Annotated in this window: 16 protein-coding genes and 2 pseudogenes; 7 read left to right on the forward strand and 11 right to left on the reverse strand. The window is 41.9% G+C overall.

Going from position 1 to position 16,303, the window contains the following annotated elements:
• Positions 1-66 precede the first annotated feature (66 nt).
• The 3 genes and pseudogenes from psbC to PL9631_RS22865 all read right to left on the reverse strand — a co-directional run.
• A complete protein-coding gene (gene psbC, locus PL9631_RS22855) occupies positions 67-1,449 on the reverse strand; it encodes a photosystem II reaction center protein CP43 (RefSeq protein ID WP_083623932.1) in 1,383 nt (460 codons plus the stop codon).
• Positions 1,433-1,617 (reverse strand): annotated as a pseudogene (locus tag PL9631_RS22860) (hypothetical protein); the annotation flags it as partial. The gene psbC and the pseudogene PL9631_RS22860, both read right to left, overlap by 17 nt.
• Before the next feature lie 126 nt (positions 1,618-1,743).
• Positions 1,744-2,463 (reverse strand): annotated as a pseudogene (locus PL9631_RS22865) (photosystem II D2 protein (photosystem q(a) protein)); the annotation flags it as partial.
• Positions 2,464-2,808: 345 nt separating this feature from the next.
• Here PL9631_RS22865 and PL9631_RS22870 point away from each other — a divergent pair.
• Positions 2,809-3,375: a photosystem I assembly protein Ycf4 gene (locus PL9631_RS22870; protein ID WP_083623936.1), complete on the forward strand. Its 567-nt coding sequence runs from the start codon at positions 2,809-2,811 to the stop codon at positions 3,373-3,375.
• 32 nt (positions 3,376-3,407) lie between these two features.
• Positions 3,408-4,166, forward strand: coding sequence for a peptidylprolyl isomerase (locus PL9631_RS22875; protein ID WP_083623938.1), 759 nt, complete (start codon positions 3,408-3,410; stop codon positions 4,164-4,166).
• 106 nt (positions 4,167-4,272) lie between these two features.
• Here PL9631_RS22875 and PL9631_RS22880 read toward each other — a convergent pair whose 3' ends face one another.
• Positions 4,273-5,958 (reverse strand): methyl-accepting chemotaxis protein, encoded by a 1,686-nt coding sequence (locus PL9631_RS22880; protein WP_231516825.1) that lies wholly within the window; start codon positions 5,956-5,958, stop codon positions 4,273-4,275.
• A 202-nt stretch (positions 5,959-6,160) separates the two neighbouring features.
• Here PL9631_RS22880 and PL9631_RS22885 point away from each other — a divergent pair, with 202 nt between their 5' ends.
• Both PL9631_RS22885 and PL9631_RS22890 read left to right on the forward strand, forming a co-directional pair.
• The gene (locus PL9631_RS22885; RefSeq protein WP_083623942.1) at positions 6,161-7,303 is read left to right on the forward strand and encodes a beta-ketoacyl-ACP synthase; all 1,143 of its coding nucleotides are present in this window, start codon (positions 6,161-6,163) and stop codon (positions 7,301-7,303) included.
• A gap of 86 nt (positions 7,304-7,389) precedes the next feature.
• Positions 7,390-8,523 (forward strand): DNA cytosine methyltransferase, encoded by a 1,134-nt coding sequence (locus PL9631_RS22890; protein WP_083623944.1) that lies wholly within the window; start codon positions 7,390-7,392, stop codon positions 8,521-8,523.
• Here PL9631_RS22890 and PL9631_RS22895 read toward each other — a convergent pair.
• Positions 8,512-8,979 carry a DUF29 domain-containing protein gene (locus PL9631_RS22895; RefSeq protein ID WP_083623946.1) on the reverse strand — a complete coding sequence of 156 codons (468 nt, stop codon included), beginning with the start codon at positions 8,977-8,979 and terminating at the stop codon, positions 8,512-8,514. The genes PL9631_RS22890 and PL9631_RS22895 overlap by 12 nt on opposite strands.
• A 194-nt stretch (positions 8,980-9,173) precedes the next feature.
• Positions 9,174-9,695, reverse strand: coding sequence for a DUF4149 domain-containing protein (locus PL9631_RS22900; protein WP_083623948.1), 522 nt, complete (start codon positions 9,693-9,695; stop codon positions 9,174-9,176).
• 315 nt (positions 9,696-10,010) lie between these two features.
• On the opposite strand from PL9631_RS22900, the gene queC reads away from it, so the two are divergent.
• Positions 10,011-10,733 (forward strand): 7-cyano-7-deazaguanine synthase QueC, encoded by a 723-nt coding sequence (gene queC, locus PL9631_RS22905; RefSeq protein WP_083623949.1) that lies wholly within the window; start codon positions 10,011-10,013, stop codon positions 10,731-10,733.
• A 103-nt stretch (positions 10,734-10,836) separates the two neighbouring features.
• Here the strand turns inward: queC and PL9631_RS22910 are convergent, their stop codons facing one another.
• Positions 10,837-11,769, reverse strand: a complete 933-nt coding sequence (locus tag PL9631_RS22910) for an isoaspartyl peptidase/L-asparaginase (protein WP_083623950.1) — start codon at positions 11,767-11,769, stop codon at positions 10,837-10,839.
• A gap of 24 nt (positions 11,770-11,793) precedes the next feature.
• Positions 11,794-11,940, reverse strand: coding sequence for a DUF2256 domain-containing protein (locus PL9631_RS22915; protein ID WP_071782553.1), 147 nt, complete (start codon positions 11,938-11,940; stop codon positions 11,794-11,796).
• 47 nt (positions 11,941-11,987) lie between these two features.
• Here PL9631_RS22915 and PL9631_RS22920 point away from each other — a divergent pair, with 47 nt between their 5' ends.
• Positions 11,988-12,746 carry an RNA methyltransferase gene (locus tag PL9631_RS22920; RefSeq protein WP_083623952.1) on the forward strand — a complete coding sequence of 253 codons (759 nt, stop codon included), beginning with the start codon at positions 11,988-11,990 and terminating at the stop codon, positions 12,744-12,746.
• A 90-nt stretch (positions 12,747-12,836) separates the two neighbouring features.
• Complete coding sequence (locus PL9631_RS22925) at positions 12,837-14,330, forward strand: serine hydrolase (protein WP_083623954.1); 1,494 nt, start codon at positions 12,837-12,839, stop codon at positions 14,328-14,330.
• Positions 14,331-14,404: 74 nt separating this feature from the next.
• On the opposite strand, the gene PL9631_RS22930 is transcribed toward PL9631_RS22925, so the two are convergent.
• From PL9631_RS22930 to PL9631_RS22940, 3 genes are all read right to left on the reverse strand, one after another.
• A complete protein-coding gene (locus PL9631_RS22930) occupies positions 14,405-14,980 on the reverse strand; it encodes a Uma2 family endonuclease (RefSeq protein ID WP_083623956.1) in 576 nt (191 codons plus the stop codon).
• Between the two features lie 52 nt (positions 14,981-15,032).
• Positions 15,033-15,605: a hypothetical protein gene (locus PL9631_RS22935; RefSeq protein ID WP_083623958.1), complete on the reverse strand. Its 573-nt coding sequence runs from the start codon at positions 15,603-15,605 to the stop codon at positions 15,033-15,035.
• 67 nt (positions 15,606-15,672) lie between these two features.
• Positions 15,673-16,122: a hypothetical protein gene (locus PL9631_RS22940; protein WP_156090666.1), complete on the reverse strand. Its 450-nt coding sequence runs from the start codon at positions 16,120-16,122 to the stop codon at positions 15,673-15,675.
• Positions 16,123-16,303 lie beyond the last annotated feature (181 nt).

Genomic DNA, 16,303 nt, shown 5'->3' on the forward strand with positions numbered 1-16,303 from the left:
ACCTGACGAATCAGGCAGGGTCTTTAATTAACAATCTAAGCGGTGATTAGATGTCTAGGTAAAACCCTAGTCTAAGTCCGGCATAGAAAGTACAGCTTCCGATTGCCGGTCAATGCCTTTCTCAAAACCAGCCACCGCAGCCCGGGCGCGACCCGCGTGCCAGAGGTGACCAATTAAGAAGAAGAAACCCATAATGAAGTGGAAACCAGCCAACCAAGCCCGGGGGTTAACATAGTTAAACCCTTGAGCTTCGGTAATAATCCCACCCACGGAGTTAATCGAACCGTTAGGGGCGTGGGTCATGTACTCAGAAGCCCGACGAATTTGCCAAGGTTGGATATCGTTTTTCAGCTTGTTGAGGTCAAGACCATTAGGCCCACGCAGAGGCTCTAACCAAGGGCCACGGAAATCCCAGAAGCGCATGGTTTCACCACCAAAGATGATTTCCCCAGTCGGAGAACGCATCAGGTATTTACCCAGACCCGTCGGGCCTTGGGCGGAACCGATATTGGCTCCCAGTTTTTGGTCACGGACTAAGAACACAAAGGACTGAGCCTGAGAAGATTCAGCGTTTGTGGGGCCGTAGAACTCACTAGGATAAGCGGTATTATTAAACCAAACATAGGAAGCGGCGATAAAGCCCATCAAGGACAGAGCGCCTAAACTGTAAGACAGATAAGCTTCTCCAGACCAGATGAAAGCCCGACGCGCCCAGCCAAAGGGTTTGGTGAGGATGTGCCAGATACCACCGGAAATGCAGATCAGACCAATCCAGATGTGACCGCCGATGATGTCTTCCATGTTGTCAACACCAATGATCCAGCCTTCTCCCCCAAACGGAGCCTTGGCTAAATAGCCAAAGATCGCGGCCGGGTTCAAAGTCGGATTGGCAATCACACGGACATCGCCACCACCTGGGGCCCAAGTGTCATAGACACCCCCAAAGAACATGGCTTTGAACACTAAAAGGAAAGCCCCCAGACCCAACAGAATCAGGTGATACCCGATAATATTGGTCATTTGGTTTTTGTCTTTCCAGTCATAACCAAAGAAAGAAGAATATTCTTCTAAAATTTCAGGGCCACGGACGGCATGATAAATACCGCCTAAACCCAAAACCGCAGAGGAAATTAAGTGCAGAACCCCAATCACGAAGTAGGGGAAGGTATCGATCACTTCACCACCAGGGCCCACACCCCATCCGAGGGTAGCCATGTGGGGGATCAGGATCAAACCCTGTTCATACATGGGCTTTTCAGGAACGAAGTGAGCCACTTCAAACAGGGTCATCGCCCCAGCCCAGAACACGATCAAACCAGCGTGAGCAACGTGAGCGCCCAGCAACTTACCAGACAAATTAATCAGACGGGCGTTACCTGACCACCAGGCGAATCCAGTGGATTCTTGGTCACGGCCGCCGACATAAGAAGTATTAGAGAGCGTTACCACGCGGTAATACCTCCTCAGGGAATATAAAGTTTTCGTGGGGTTGATCCGCAGGAGCCATCCAAGCCCGCAGACCTTCATTTAACAGAATGTTCTTGGTATAGAACGTTNCTGAAGCCACTCCACAAATCGAAAAGAAATCGCTGTGCGAAAGGCTTCCAGGGCATCACCAAATGTGTTTAAGGGTTTGTTCGCCCATCGACGTCTTAATTCTCCGGTTAAACTATGCCAGAGAATAAAAGTATAGGCACAAAATACCAAAATCCAATGTCTGATTAGACTTCTTTTATCTGGGANCGCTTGAGTCGGTTCAAAAGCCCGGAATGTATTGGCCTTATCTCCGTCTTCAAACAGGGTATTTTCCACCGTCGCCCCGTGAATAGCACACAACAGCGCGCCACCCAGGATTCCAGCCACTCCCATCATGTGGAAGGGGTTCAGCGTCCAGTTATGGAAGCCTTGCAGGAATAGGATAAACCGGAAGATTCCGGCTACCCCAAAGCTAGGGCCAAAAAACCAACTAGACTGACCCAAGGGGTACATCAGAAATACACTGACGAACACCGCAATCGGCCCAGTAAAGGCAATGGCGTTATAGGGACGAATACCAACTAAACGAGCAATTTCTAACTGACGCAGACAAAAGCCGATCAGAGCGAAAGCACCGTGCAGAGCCACAAAAGCCCATAAACCGCCCAGTTGACACCAGCGAGTAAAGTCCCACTGAGCTTCGGGGCCCCAGAGGAACAGCAAGGAATGTCCTAAGCTGTTAGCGGGGCTACTGACGGCGGCGGTGATGAAGTTGCAGCCTTCTAAATAAGAGCTTGCTAAACCGTGGGTGTACCAGGAAGTTACAAAGGTTGTTCCGGTTAACCAGCCACCGAGGGCTAGATAAGCGCAGGGGAACAGTAGGATTCCTGACCAACCCACGAAGACGAAGCGATCGCGTTTGAGCCAGTCGTCGAGGACGTCAAAGACGCCTCTTTCAACTTGCGGCCGTTCGACTGCTATAGTCATTGGATGAACGATCCTCTTGGGTTTATGTAAAACATTATCCTTCGTGAAGTACCCAGCAATCAATCGGAGTCCCGATTTTTGTTTGGGCTGACCTTCTTACTGGCTTGACCTTCTGTGGGAATCATGCCGAACTCTGTTCGGTCGAAGGTCTCACCAAACAGTTTCTATCCCTTGCGGGATAAACTTTTCAGTAATTGGTCTAATGCTTATCGTCTCCAGCTTTTTTGCCTCGTTTAACCGGGGGACATTTAGCGGTAGACTGTTAAGCAAGTTAACATAACTATATATTACAGTTAACAATTTTGGCAAAGGTGTCAACAGTCAAGATCCACACTCCTACGTTTCATGAGTACCCAAACAAAGACTACAAGCAATCAAATCCTCTCTAAGAAAGTTACGGGTTCCCGTCGCTTCAGTAACTACTGGTGGGCCAGTGTGATCACTATTGGGGGTACGGGTTTTCTCTTATCCGGTATTTCTAGCTATTTGAAAATTAATCTTTTACCCTTCGCCGATCCCACTCAACTCATCTTCATCCCCCAAGGCATTGTCATGGGGTTATATGGAGCCGCGGCTTTATTACTAGCCTTATATTTATGGTTAGTGATTCTCTGGGATTTAGGCGGGGGATACAATGAATTTAACCGGGATACGGGAAAAGTTAATATTTTCCGATGGGGGTTTCCTGGGAAAAACCGGAAGGTGGAGTTCAATAGCAACCTCAGTGACATTCAATCCATTCGTGTTGATATCAAAGATGGAATCAACCCCCGTCGAGCTTTGTACCTAAAACTCAAAGACCGTCGCCAAATCCCCTTAACCCGTGTGGGCCAACCCCTACCTCTGTCTGATGTGGAAAACCAAGGGGCAGAATTAGCTAAATTTTTACAAGTCCCCTTAGAAGGACTGTAGAATCTCGGACTATAAAAACATTGAAACTCAAGATGAAGAAACTCAACACACAGCAATGGTTTTTACCGCTTTTGCTGATTTGTGTATTAATCGTTGGGGGTTGTGCTTCTAATACACCCTCGGCCGAAATCCAAAATAACAATCCTGCTGGTGATCAGACAGTTACACCGATTTCCCAAAATCCTACTCAACCTATGACAAATTTACCTCAATTAAACGGAAAAGCCACGGTGGTGATGACGGTCAACGGCTCGCCGATTACCATTGAAATTGACGGAATTAATGCCCCGGTTACGGCCGGAAACTTTGTTGATCTGGTCAATAAAGGAGTTTATGATGGTCTGGCTTTCCATCGAGTCGTCCGTGAGCCCGATCCCTTCGTGGTTCAAGGCGGCGACCCTCAAAGTAAAGATCCCAAGTTTCCCAGCGCTAGATTAGGCACGGGGGGATTTATTGATCCGGCTACTTCTAAAGAACGTATGATTCCTTTAGAAATTAAGCCCAAAGGCGCAGAACAGCCGATTTATAGTAAAACCTTAGAAAGCGCTCGGATCACCGCAGAACCCGTTTTATCCCACCGTCGGGGTGCTGTAGCGATGGCCCGTTCTCAATTTCCCGATTCGGCTTCTTCTCAGTTCTATTTTTCCTTAGCAGAATTACCTTTTCTGGATGGGAGTTATGCGGTTTTTGGGAATGTTACCGATGGGATGAATATTGTTGATCAGATTAAACAAGGCGATCGCATTGACTCGGCCAAGGTGACGCAAGGGTTGGAAAATCTGAAAAATTAAACCTTAATAAATTGTTAACAATTATTACGGTTTGGTTTAAATTAGGGGTGATTCATGAATTGCCCCTATGAATGGGGTTATCCCCAAAATTTGCGTTATTCCGGTCTCAAAGATCGACTAAAAGTAATAAGGCTTTCTCAACATCTTGAATACCTACTTTTGTTTCCCGAATTCCGGTCGCAGTTTGAGCCACACCCTGATTCAGAGAATTCATGGCTTCCATCACCTGTTGAATCGCGTTTTCCTGCTGTTTATAAGTTAGATAAATTTGTTGGTTAGTCAGAACAATACTATCAATTTCTATGGCTACTTTAGTAAAGGTATCGGCTGTAAATTGAGCATTTTTCACTCCTTCATATACCGTATTTTTACCTTCATACGTCACAGCTACGGTGGAATTAATTTCCTTCTGAATATCTCTGACCAAATTATTAATTTCCTGAGAATATTTTTTACTTTTATCCGCTAGTTGACGAATTTCTTTAGCCACCACTCCAAATCCCTTGCCATCGCCCCCACTGCGAACCGCTTCAATTGAAGCATTTAAAGCCAATAAATTAGTCTGATTTGCTAAATTGGTTACAGCTATGTTAATTCGACTAATCGAAGTGGTCTGCTCACTTAAGCGCATAGTTTGTTCGGAAATCTTCCCAACTTTTTCCTGAAGATTTGCCATATCCGTTAAGGTATGATTGACCGCTTCTTGACCAATTCCCGCTAAATTCAAGATGTTTTTAGCCCTGTCCCTCGACATTTCTGCCTGTTGTGCTGACTGTTGAGAGGAAGCGCCTAACTGATTCATAGTTGTTGTGGTTTGATTTACCGTTACAGACTGTTGCAATGCCACTCGTTCTTGTTGTTCTACGGTTTTAGAAAGTAGGGTAGAAGACGTGGCGAGGGCATTGATTACCATTGCCTCTTGGCGATAGGTTTGAATATAGTCTAAACTCAACCCCACAAACGGAACTAAATAGGCAATAATTTTAAGGAAATGTCCGATATTAAAATCATTATCAAATAAGGCGATAGAACCAAAAGTCATGTGCATTTGGGTAGCTACAGAAGGAATGGTACTCACAACTAAAGCGTAGGAGAATAGACTGGGATAGCGTTGATAAAATCGAGGGAAAATAAATATTCCTGCAATTATAAATAATAATAAAGGAATTAAATCCCAAGGTCTTTTGATGAAGCTATTGGGAAAGATAGTCTGGGGTAAATTCTGGCTATTCATTGCCATATAAATAATCACAGAAGCGATTAATCCAAAGGTAATAATTGCAAAAATTACTAGATTAAAATTACCTCGATTTTTTTGAGGTTTGATCAGTAATACTGTTCCCACCCCTAAAATTAAAATGACGACGTTAAATAAACGACAAATTGCCCAGGTTACTGGCATAAGAGCCTGATTATCTGCCGATCCTTCAATCATTCGATCGGCAACTAAAATATGGAACGCATCCATACTTCCCGCAAACAGTAGGGCTATCCCAATAATGGGAGTTACCACATCTCGCTTGATGGCAAAGTGAACAAAGGATAATAAACCTGTAAAAAATGCGGTACAAATTGCGATCCATTCTAGGACAGTGTGGGTAAAACTTCCCACTAAAGCATGGTACAATTGATCCAGCAATTCATAATCGCTGAGGTCATTAAAATTTGATGAGTTTAAGCGATAGGGAGGAGAGGCAAAACTAATGCCTAAAAGATTCATGAGGAAGGGCAGCACACAGATAGCGACCACTGCATAAACAAATCCTAGGGGAAGCCGAGTTTCCTTAATCATGGTCATCTTAATTTAATAAATAAATAAATAAATTTATAAACTTTTTTTAAAATACCATATAATGCTTATAATCAGTGCTTTTGTTAAGCAATCTTTACCCAGAATACAAAAGAATTATGGTGATAAGCTTGCTTAATACCTAGTAAACGCTCTTAAATTTAATCTTAAATTTTGAATCAAAAAGTGGGACTTTTGATCAATAATGGATGTTGTTTTTACTGGTATTGGTTTAATCTCTGTATTAGGGAATTTGGAAACAACCTGGAAACAATTGTTATCGGGTCAATCGGGAATATTACCCCATCAACCTTTCGGTGAACTTCCGACTAAACCTCTGGCTTTAATTAATAATATTCCTTCCGATCCTACGGAATTATTAGAAAAAGCGATCGCCAATGCGTTAATTATGGCTAATTTAAACCCCCCTTTATTAGACTGTGGTGTTGTCATCGGTTCGAGTCGGGGATATCAGGGAAAATTAGAACAATTAGCAGGATTTTACCCCGGCTTACTAAGAGAGGATGAAGGGATTAATTTAAGCAAATTTGTAGACTATTTACCTTTTAATATTGCTTTAAATGCAGCTCAAAAAATAGGTTCTACTGGAATTATTTTATCACCAATGGCGGCTTGTTCCACAGGAATTTGGGCGATCGCCCAAGGATTTGAACTGATTAAAACCAAACAGTGTGAACGGGTAATTGTCGGGGCTGTGGAAGCACCTATTACTCCTTTAACTTTAGCAGGATTTGAACAAATGGGAGCCTTAGCAAACACAGGTTGCTATCCTTTTGATCGAAATCGAGAGGGATTGGTTTTAGGGGAAGGTGCGGCTATTTTTATCTTAGAATCAGAAGATTTAGCCCAGCGGCGAAAGGCTAAAATTTATGGGAAAATATTAGGATTTGGATTAACAGCAGATGCTTGTTATGGTAACAAACCTGATAGAGTGGGAAAAAGTGCGATCGCAGCCATTCAAAACTGTTTAAAAAACAGTAATTTATCGAGTCATGAAATTGATTATATTCATACCCATGGAACCGCGACAAAATTAAATGATGATCATGAAGTTCAATTAATTAAACAATTATTTCCCCAAGGTGTTCCAGTCAGTTCAACAAAAGGCGCGACAGGACACACATTAGGGGCGTCAGGAGCGTTAGGAGTGGCTTTTGGTTTAATGACATTAAACGATCAACTTCTACCCCCCTGTGTGGGTTTAAAAACACCGGAATTTGATTTAGATTTTGTTACCTGTGTTCGTTCTAGTATCGTTAAAAATATTCTCTGTTTTAGTTTTGGATTTGGGGGACAAAATGCTATTATTGCAATGGGTAAAGCCTAATCGTTGTTGCGCTTAAGCGCAATCTTTACAAGGGCACTCATCCCAACAACATAACCCTAATTAATCAAAGCTAACTACAATAAATAATGTCATTAACTGAACGGTTATCAAAAATTAAATGGGAGCATATTCCCTCCACCCTGTCTTTATTTTCGGGATGTGGCGGAATGGATTTACCTTTGCATAAGGCTGGATTTAAAGTGGTTTGGGCGATTGATGCTAATAGGGATGCTTGTCAAACGTTTCGCCGGAATATAGCAGATGTAATTGTTCATAATCAAATTGAAAATATTAATATTGCTGAACTTCCTGATGCGGATTTAATCACGGGCGGTTTCCCTTGTCAGGATTTTTCAATGATTTGGAAACGTCCCGGGTTAGAAGGAGAACGGGGAAATTTATATACTTATTTTCTGAAATGTGTTCAAGATAAAAGACCTAAAGCGTTTATTGCTGAAAATGTGAAAGGGTTATTAAGTGCTAATAATTATCAAGCAATTCAACGGATTATTTCTGACTTTGAAAATATAGAACCCGGATATTTAGTTAAACCCAAACTCTATAATTTTGCCGATTATGGGGTTCCTCAATTTCGAGAACGGGTATTATTAGTAGGAATTAGAAAAGATACGGGATTTAACTTTATTCATCCTCAACCAGAATATGGGTTAAATCGAAAATATCCCTATCGGACTGCATCGGACGCATTAGCAGGAGTCGAAAATATTTCCAATAATAATGAACATCAAAAAATTCAACCGAGAACCATTGAAATTTTAAAACGGATTAAACCCGGTGGCAATTTTACCGATATCCCTAAAGATAGCGAATATTATGTTAAAGGCATGATTAGTCATGTTTATCGACGTTTACACCCTGACCAACCTTCAACTACTATTATCGCAGGAGGCGGCGGCGGAACTTGGGGATATCATTACGATGAACCCAGAGCATTAACCAATCGTGAACGCGCTCGGTTACAATCTTTTCCAGATGATTTTATCTTTGAAGGATCATTTACAGAAATTCGTCGCCAAATTGGGAATGCAGTTCCTCCTGATGGTATTGTGGCGTTAATTGAAGCGTTAATTCCCTTATTTACTGGGAAATATCAGCAGGTTAATTTATATGAGTTGAATCAGTATTTACAAACCTTATCAATTAAAGAACGATTGAAATTAGCGAATCAAGAAAACCGTGAATTAGTATCACTCCGGTAGATAATCAGGGTTTAAGGTGTCCTCTTGAGAAAACGGTGATTCTACAGGAAAAGTATTAATTGATAATCCCGTTTCATCCGCAGCTAATTCTCTAGCATCCTGATAAGATTCTGGAAAAACTTCAAGAAAATATCGCTTTAAACTCGGACTATTTTTAAAATCATTTCGTAATCTTTTGCGATGTTCTCGAATAGTAAATAGCCAGCTATTCGTTCGTTTATCAGATTGATACTTATATTTTAATAGGTGCATTAATAAAATTCTGAGATTACTCTCAATTGCTGATTTTTGACTTCTTCCCATAGCTTCTAATTCTTCAATTAAATTAACCATATCAACTTTAGCTAACTTTCCATGTTGTAACTGATGAATAGTATTCATTAACCACAAATGATAATCTTCTTCGTATAAATCAGAAGTTTGTTGAGATTCTGTGATTGGGAGTTGGGTTGTCATGGGATATCCTAGACTCAGTTAATTTTAATTATAACAAATTAATAAGAGGGAACAGGGAATAGGGAATAGGTAATAGGTAATAGGTAATGGGTAATAGGTAATGGGTAATAGGTAATGGGTAATAGAAAGAGTCTATAAAAAATAGGTTGAGTTTTGTTATCTTAACCCAACCTATTTTAATTTTGAGGAGAAATTTAGAATGTGAGATCGAGTTTACTGTGGTTACGATAACACCAGCCTAAAATTGTCCCTAAAATGGATAATTTAATCATTTCTAGGGTAAAATAACTTAAGTGCAGTTGGTTCATGCCCTCGGGAATTGTATTGAATCCATTAAACAGATTTAAGTTAATTCCTAATGCACTCATTTGAGGGGTCAAAATATAGGTGTAAACCATGGCGATCGCTAACAGAAAAAGCGATAATCCGGTGATTGTCCGTAGGCGACTACTGAATTTTTCAGGAAGGTTCATTGCCAGAGCAATTAAACCCGTTAAACCCACCGCCGCACAAACTAATTCAACCCGGTTAAAGACTGAAAAAATTAGACTTCCCGCCGAAGCAAATCCGGTTTCTTCCATCATGCCAGAAACATACATGGTTGGCATAATTACAAAGTCAAGAATTAAACTTCCCGCCATCCATAACCCGAGGGTAGCCAAAACCAGTGTTAGCCAGCGTGTGGGATGATATTCTAGTTTAGAGATAGTAGCCATAGTAATGATTACCTTGTATGGATATATAATTGCTGTCTTTAGTTTTTATAATAGCGAATATTTTCACAATAGAATGTGAAGTATTTTGTATAACAAAACTTTACAAAAAAATATAAATCTTTAATTCTTGGTTCTTAAACAGCATAAAAACTGAGTTCTGAAATCATTTTTTTTAGGCTGCCTCAATCTTTCGAGAAAATACGGTTTTTAAATTGTAAAAATTGTTACTTTTAGAGGAGAGGGTAAGACGGCATAAATTTTTGCTAAAATTAACCCAGATATAATCAACACTAAGGAAAAGGATAAATTATTCACATGAAAGCCGTTATTTTATTATCCGGTGGCTTAGATTCTTCGACGGTTTTATACCAAGCAAAAGCCGATGGTTGTGAATGTTATACCATTTCTTTTGATTATCAACAGCGACATCGAAAGGAACTCGAATCCGCGCGAAAAATTGCCGAATTTGCGGGGGTCGTTGAACATCAAGTCGTAACTTTTGATCTGAGTCTATGGGGGGGATCTGCCTTAACCGATAATCGCCTCGATTTACCCCAGAATAGATCCCCAGAAACAATGGCTGGAAGTATTCCAATTACTTATGTTCCGGCTCGGAATACTATCTTTTTAAGTTTTGCTTTAGCCTATGCAGAAGCCATCGGAGCGCGCAAGATTTATATTGGAGTTAATGCGTTAGATTATTCGGGTTATCCCGATTGTCGTCCCGATTATATTCAAGCGATCGAAGAAGTCTTTAGATTAGGAACAAAACAAGGTCGAGAAGGTGATCCGATTACGATTGAATCTCCACTGATTCATTTAGCAAAAACAGAAATTATCCAACTGGGAAATCGCCTAGGGGTTCCCTGGGAATTCACTTGGTCTTGCTATGCTGGAGAGGAACAAGCCTGTGGTGTTTGTGATTCCTGTCGTTTACGATTAGCCGCCTTTGCTGAACTGGAATTAATAGATCCGATTGCTTATATAACAACACCGAAACCGGAGGAAAAGACTTCACTGTCAGGGTTGCTGGATTAGTCTTTGTCCTGACCGTGAGTCGTGCGACTATTAGATTAATCGTGATGGGTTGGCAATCATTAGGCAGAAGCAGGATATACTTTCTCCCTTACGGTTGGTACAGTTAAATGTGATCTGAAAAAACCTGAGTTCCTTTATCGGCTTCTAAACTATCTCCTTTATTTTGGCCGTCGTGGAAGGCGCAAAGAATCACATCACAGGTTTTTCCCCAGGCGAGTGCCCCAGTTCTGTCAATTCCAATGGCCCCAAAATCCCGTTGATGCTCGTGGGCTTCAGCGAAGGATTTTTTAAAGGCGGTCTGTAAAGACTGACCATCGGTGACTCGGATGACAATTTTAGCGGCTAAACACTCATCGAGAATATCTTCCCCAATGCCTGTACAACTCACCCCGGCTTGATCGGTGGCATAATTTCCGGCCGGAGTGGCGGAGTCACTCACCCGACCAATACGCTCAAACCCTTTACCCCCGGTGGAAGTCCCGGCGGCTAATTGACCCCGTTGATCCAAGGCCACAACCCCGATGGTTCCAGTGCCTGCGGGTTCAGAAACCACATTAGCCATGGTGCGTTTAAAATTGTCCTTGCGGTCTTCCAGCCATTCCTGCAAACGTTGGTCGGTGAGGGGATTATAGAGGGGTAACTGGAGTTCTCGCGCTAATTCGGCGGCCCCATGGTCGGATAAAACGTGATCGGAGGCGTCTTGTAAAACCACGGCCAAATCTATGGGATTTTTCACCCGTGAAACGTTAATTACGCCACTAAAACGTTGTAGGCTTCCATCCATTAAGGCGGCACTCATGCGGATTTGGCCATCGGATTGCAGGACAGAACCCGTGCCCGCATTGAACCGAGGATCGTTTTCTAGGAGTTGACAGCCGCGCACCACAGCTTCTTTAGCACTGGCTCCCCGGAGCAGGAGGGGATAAACTTGGTCAATCACTTGATAGAGGGATTTGCGTACCGCTTCTAATCCGCCTTTTCCTTGAAGGGAACTACCAGCACCGCCATGAATAATTAGTTTAGGTTGAACGGCCATGAATATCTTAATAAGGGACAATTTTTAAGCAGAACGGCGACGACGACAACGTTCGGAACAATATTTAACTTCCTCCCAACAGTCGGCCCATTTTTTTCGCCAGGTGAAGGGGCGATCGCAAACGGGACAGGTCTTTGTCGGTAAGTCGGACTTAGATCGCTGGCGTGCCATGCTAAGTTATTGAAGTTGCTCTAATCAGGGATGATCATATCATTTCCATGTCACAGACCGTACCGTATAACCCCTTAACCCCGATTCGGATTGTGTTAGTGGAACCCGCAGGGCCTTTAAATGTGGGTTCTGTTGCCCGGGTGATGAAGAATATGGGGCTTGGGCAGTTAGTGTTAGTGAATCCTCAGTGCGATCCCCTGGGGGATGAAGCGAAAAGAATGGCGGTTCACGCTAGGGATATTTTGGAAGGAGCGATCACTGTTTCCTCGTTACCGGAGGCTTTAGTGGGATGTCAACGGGCGATCGCCACCACGGCCAGATCTAGATCGGATGCTTTACCCACGGATTTAGAAGATCCCAGAACGGTTTTACCCTGGTTATTAGATTGTCCCTCGGCTTTGATTTTTGGGCCGGAAGATCGGGGGTTAAATAATGATGAATTGAGTTATGCTCAACGATTTCTGCGAATTCGGTCTAGTTCGGTTTATCCGTCTTTAAATTTAGCCCAGTCGGTGGGGGTGTGTTGTTATGAATTACGATATTGTATGTTAGAACCTCAAGAGAGGATAAACAACTCCATAGAAATTCCCCCGGCTTCTACGGTTCCCTTAGAGGTCTTAGAGGGTTATTATCAACAGTTGGAAGCGATGTTACTCAAGATTGGATATGTCTATCCCCATACCGCCAATAGTCGGATGAAAAAATTTCGGCGTTTGTATAATCGAGCTAATTTAACCTCGGAAGAAGTGGCCATGTTGCGTGGCATTCTCAGTCAAGTAGAATGGGCGTTGTCAGAATCACTGTAGAGGCGTGCCCGAGCGCAGCGATGCCGTAGGCTATTGGCGCGTCTGTACCAGGAATCACGGAAAAGTAAAATTCTAGTCAGGTGTTTAGGTGTGGCTCAACGATCTCCTCGTCAGTCGTTATTCTCAATCTTTTCCTTTAATAAGTCTGGCTCTAAGTCCTCTGAGCCAAAAACCCGCAATGGGAAGGCGTCTCAACCGCAACCAAGGCGTCAATCTCGTCGTGATCCGGTAAAAACAGCCCCCCGTCGCCCTCCATCCCCGGAACAACGGCAGAATCATGATTCTGGCCGTTCGGAGTCTTTTGATCCCCTGCTTTCTCAACTGCGCCCAAAACCCGTTCCGCCTAAATCTCGTAAACCCCGACCTACCACCGGTAAACGCCCCCCTAATGCGGCTACTGGTGCTTCTGTTTTGCCCTTTCGCAAGCCTGCTGATCCGGCCCCCCGTCGTTCCCGCACACCGGAGGGGGTTATGCTTCCGGCTCCGACCCCTCCCCTTGCCCCTAGGGATAAATCAGTAAAACGGGTGAGAAAAAAACGTCGGGTTTCTCCGATGGTTTATGCCACCCGCTTACTAATTTTAGGAATAGGGATTGGTGTTATTTCAGGGACAATTTTATCGGCTTTAAATGCCTTGGGTCGTTCTAGTGTTGCTGCTGATCAAACCGTAAATTTAAGCCTGGAACAACAACAAAATTCTACGTCTTCTAATGCTTTAGTTTCATCCCTACCATTAACTCAAGAAGCCTCGGATTTAAAAACAGCAATTCTGGGTTTAGCAAAGGATTCACCTAAGTTAAAACCCGGGGTGTTTTTAGTGGATTTAGATACGGGAAAATATGTGGATATTCAGGGGCAAGAAGCAGTTCCGGCTGCTAGTACCATTAAGGTTCCGATTTTAGTCTCATTTTTCCAAGCGGTTGATGAAGGCAGGATACGTTTAGATGAAGTGTTGACCATGGAAGAAAAACACATTGCTAAGGGGTCTGGAGAATTGCAAGATAAACCAGTCGGGAGTAAATTTACAGCCCTAGAAACAGCAGATTTAATGATTACAAATAGTGATAATACTGCCACTAATATGTTAATTGATCGCTTGGGTGGGATTGAATCCTTGAATCAACAGTTTGCTTCTTGGCAATTAAAACAAACTCAAATGCAAAATATTCTTCCTGATTTGGAAGGAACAAATAAAACCAGTGCCAAGGATTTAGTTAATTTAATGGCGGACATCAATCAAGGAAAGTTAGTTTCTTTGAAATCCCGCGATTTTATGTTAAGAATTATGCAGCAAACTCGCAATCGTTCTTTGTTACCTCGTGGTTTAGGAGATGGGGCATTTATTGCTCATAAAACGGGCAATATTGACTCGGTTTCCGGGGATATTGGTTTAATTGATATGCCTAATGGTAAACGCTATTTAGTCGGGGTTTTGGTGCAACGAGAAGCGGATGATCCCCAAGCTAATGAACTCATTCGTCAAATTTCTTCTACTATTTATCAGTATTTTGATAGTTCTACCTATGTTGAACCTAATTCTAATTCGCAAACTTCTCCCGATCAGGTTCAAGATGATCAACAATAATTGATTCTAAGGTATGTAAGTGCCAGCCCACGCACTTTATAAGTATTTAAAGATAATTTTAATAAAAATATTATTTAAAAAAGGGATAAATTCAAATTAAACCCCGGTAGTATTTCTTCACCGGATAGTTCTGTAGGAATATTTCTCAATTCTACAACTTTTTCAAAGCGATAAATTTCAACTTGCTGCTGTTGAGGATTAATCAACCAACCTAATTTCACGCCCGCATCCAAATATTCTAACATTTTCCGCCGCAGGGGTTCCAATTCATCCGTAGCTGACCTTAGTTCGATCACAAAATCTGGCGCAATGGGGGGAAATTTTCGGCGTTGTTCGGGGGTGAGATTTTCCCAACGTTCTTTTTTAATCCAAGCAGCATCAGGAGAACGATCTCCACCATTGGGAAGTTTAAAAATAGTTGAAGAACTAAAAGTATAACCGAGTTTTGTTTGACGATTCCAGATGCCCAAATCTATGATAAATTCCGCTTCTCGATTTCCACTTTCTCCCCCAACCGGAGACATAATTGTTAATTCTCCTTGAGTATTTCTTTCAAATTTTAATTCTCGGTTATTTTGACAGAGTTGATAGAACTGTTCATCGCTAAGTTGAACCATATCTAGGTTTAATATTACAGGACTAATAACCATATTCTTAGTCTCACCACTGCGGTCGCTATTAATAATTATATTATAGCAATGTTTATTGCAACTTTTGCGTTAGATTCCAGCAGCCATTTCGATGCTCAAAAATATAAGCCCCTGGTTCTCCATAGGTATAATCTAAATATTCTTCTCCTTCCTTATTAGGATCATAAGCATAGTGAGCTTTAATATAGTTGACTCGAAAAGTAGTATTATTAATGCGAATTAAGTCAATTTGTAAGCGGGTATAGGGACTATTATCTACCGCAGAAGGGACAAGTTGTACCCAACGGTAATCTCTTAAATCAATACTAAACTCATCATCTTTTTTATTGAGAGTTCCTATCAAATAACTGGGATTTTCATAATCTCGGACTTCGATAATATCGGCTGTATAGGTTAAGCGTGTTTCGTTTCCTTGGTAATCTTGACCCCGCACAAAATTCTCAAAAAAGGCTCTGTATTCATCGGGTGTACAATACTGCGGTACAGTCGAAGCCGTTTTAGGTTGAACTTGAGCGTTAGCAGGCGGTAATAAATTGGAGGTAATAATAGGTTTAACAGTGCTTGCTAAAATAGTAAGGATTAGAACCGTAGTGGAAGTTAAAATCTTCCTAAATTTGATAGACATGGCAAGATCAATAAAATAGGGATGTATTTGAGATCAGGAGTTAGGAAAAATACAATTAAATACCATTTCAAAGCCCACAGGTAGATACAAAAAGCCTTTCTCTAATGATTGACCATTCTTTGGCTTCAGAAGTCCCAGGACTAAGTTTTTTTCCAATGAGTTGAGGATAGCGATTATAAAAAATTATATCTGCTAAATAATCATAGGGGTTAGAATAGGAGTTAGGCATACCTTGAAAATTGAAGTCCCAAAGATCTTCAGGTTCCTGTTCTGCACCGTGACAAACTTCCCGAGTAGGTCTGATCATGGGTGCAATAACAGCGCGTAAATTCTCCCATTCCCGAATATATTCTCGATCTGTGCTGGTTAGTTTGCGACCCTGCAATTCAGGATTAACTTGATAGAAGAAATGATCGGTATACTGATCAATTAATTGGGATGGGGCTGGGCGGGAAACTTGGGTTAACTCAGTATTAACAGGGTGTGGAATTGCATTTGCTATTGGGGTATAAGTCAAACATACCATCCCAGATAAAAAAGAGAATGCAGAAAATTTTGAGAGAGTCAGCATAGAAAACTAGATGGGGGTTATACAGTTAATAACAATGAAGGAATCTATTTTTCCAGATACCGAATCATTAATTATTATAAATTTTGTAAATTGGGTTGTGTCAGAGTCATCCTAATATTAGCCTCAG

This window comes from Planktothrix paucivesiculata PCC 9631 (assembly GCF_900009265.2).
Taxonomy (GTDB): domain Bacteria; phylum Cyanobacteriota; class Cyanobacteriia; order Cyanobacteriales; family Microcoleaceae; genus Planktothrix; species Planktothrix paucivesiculata.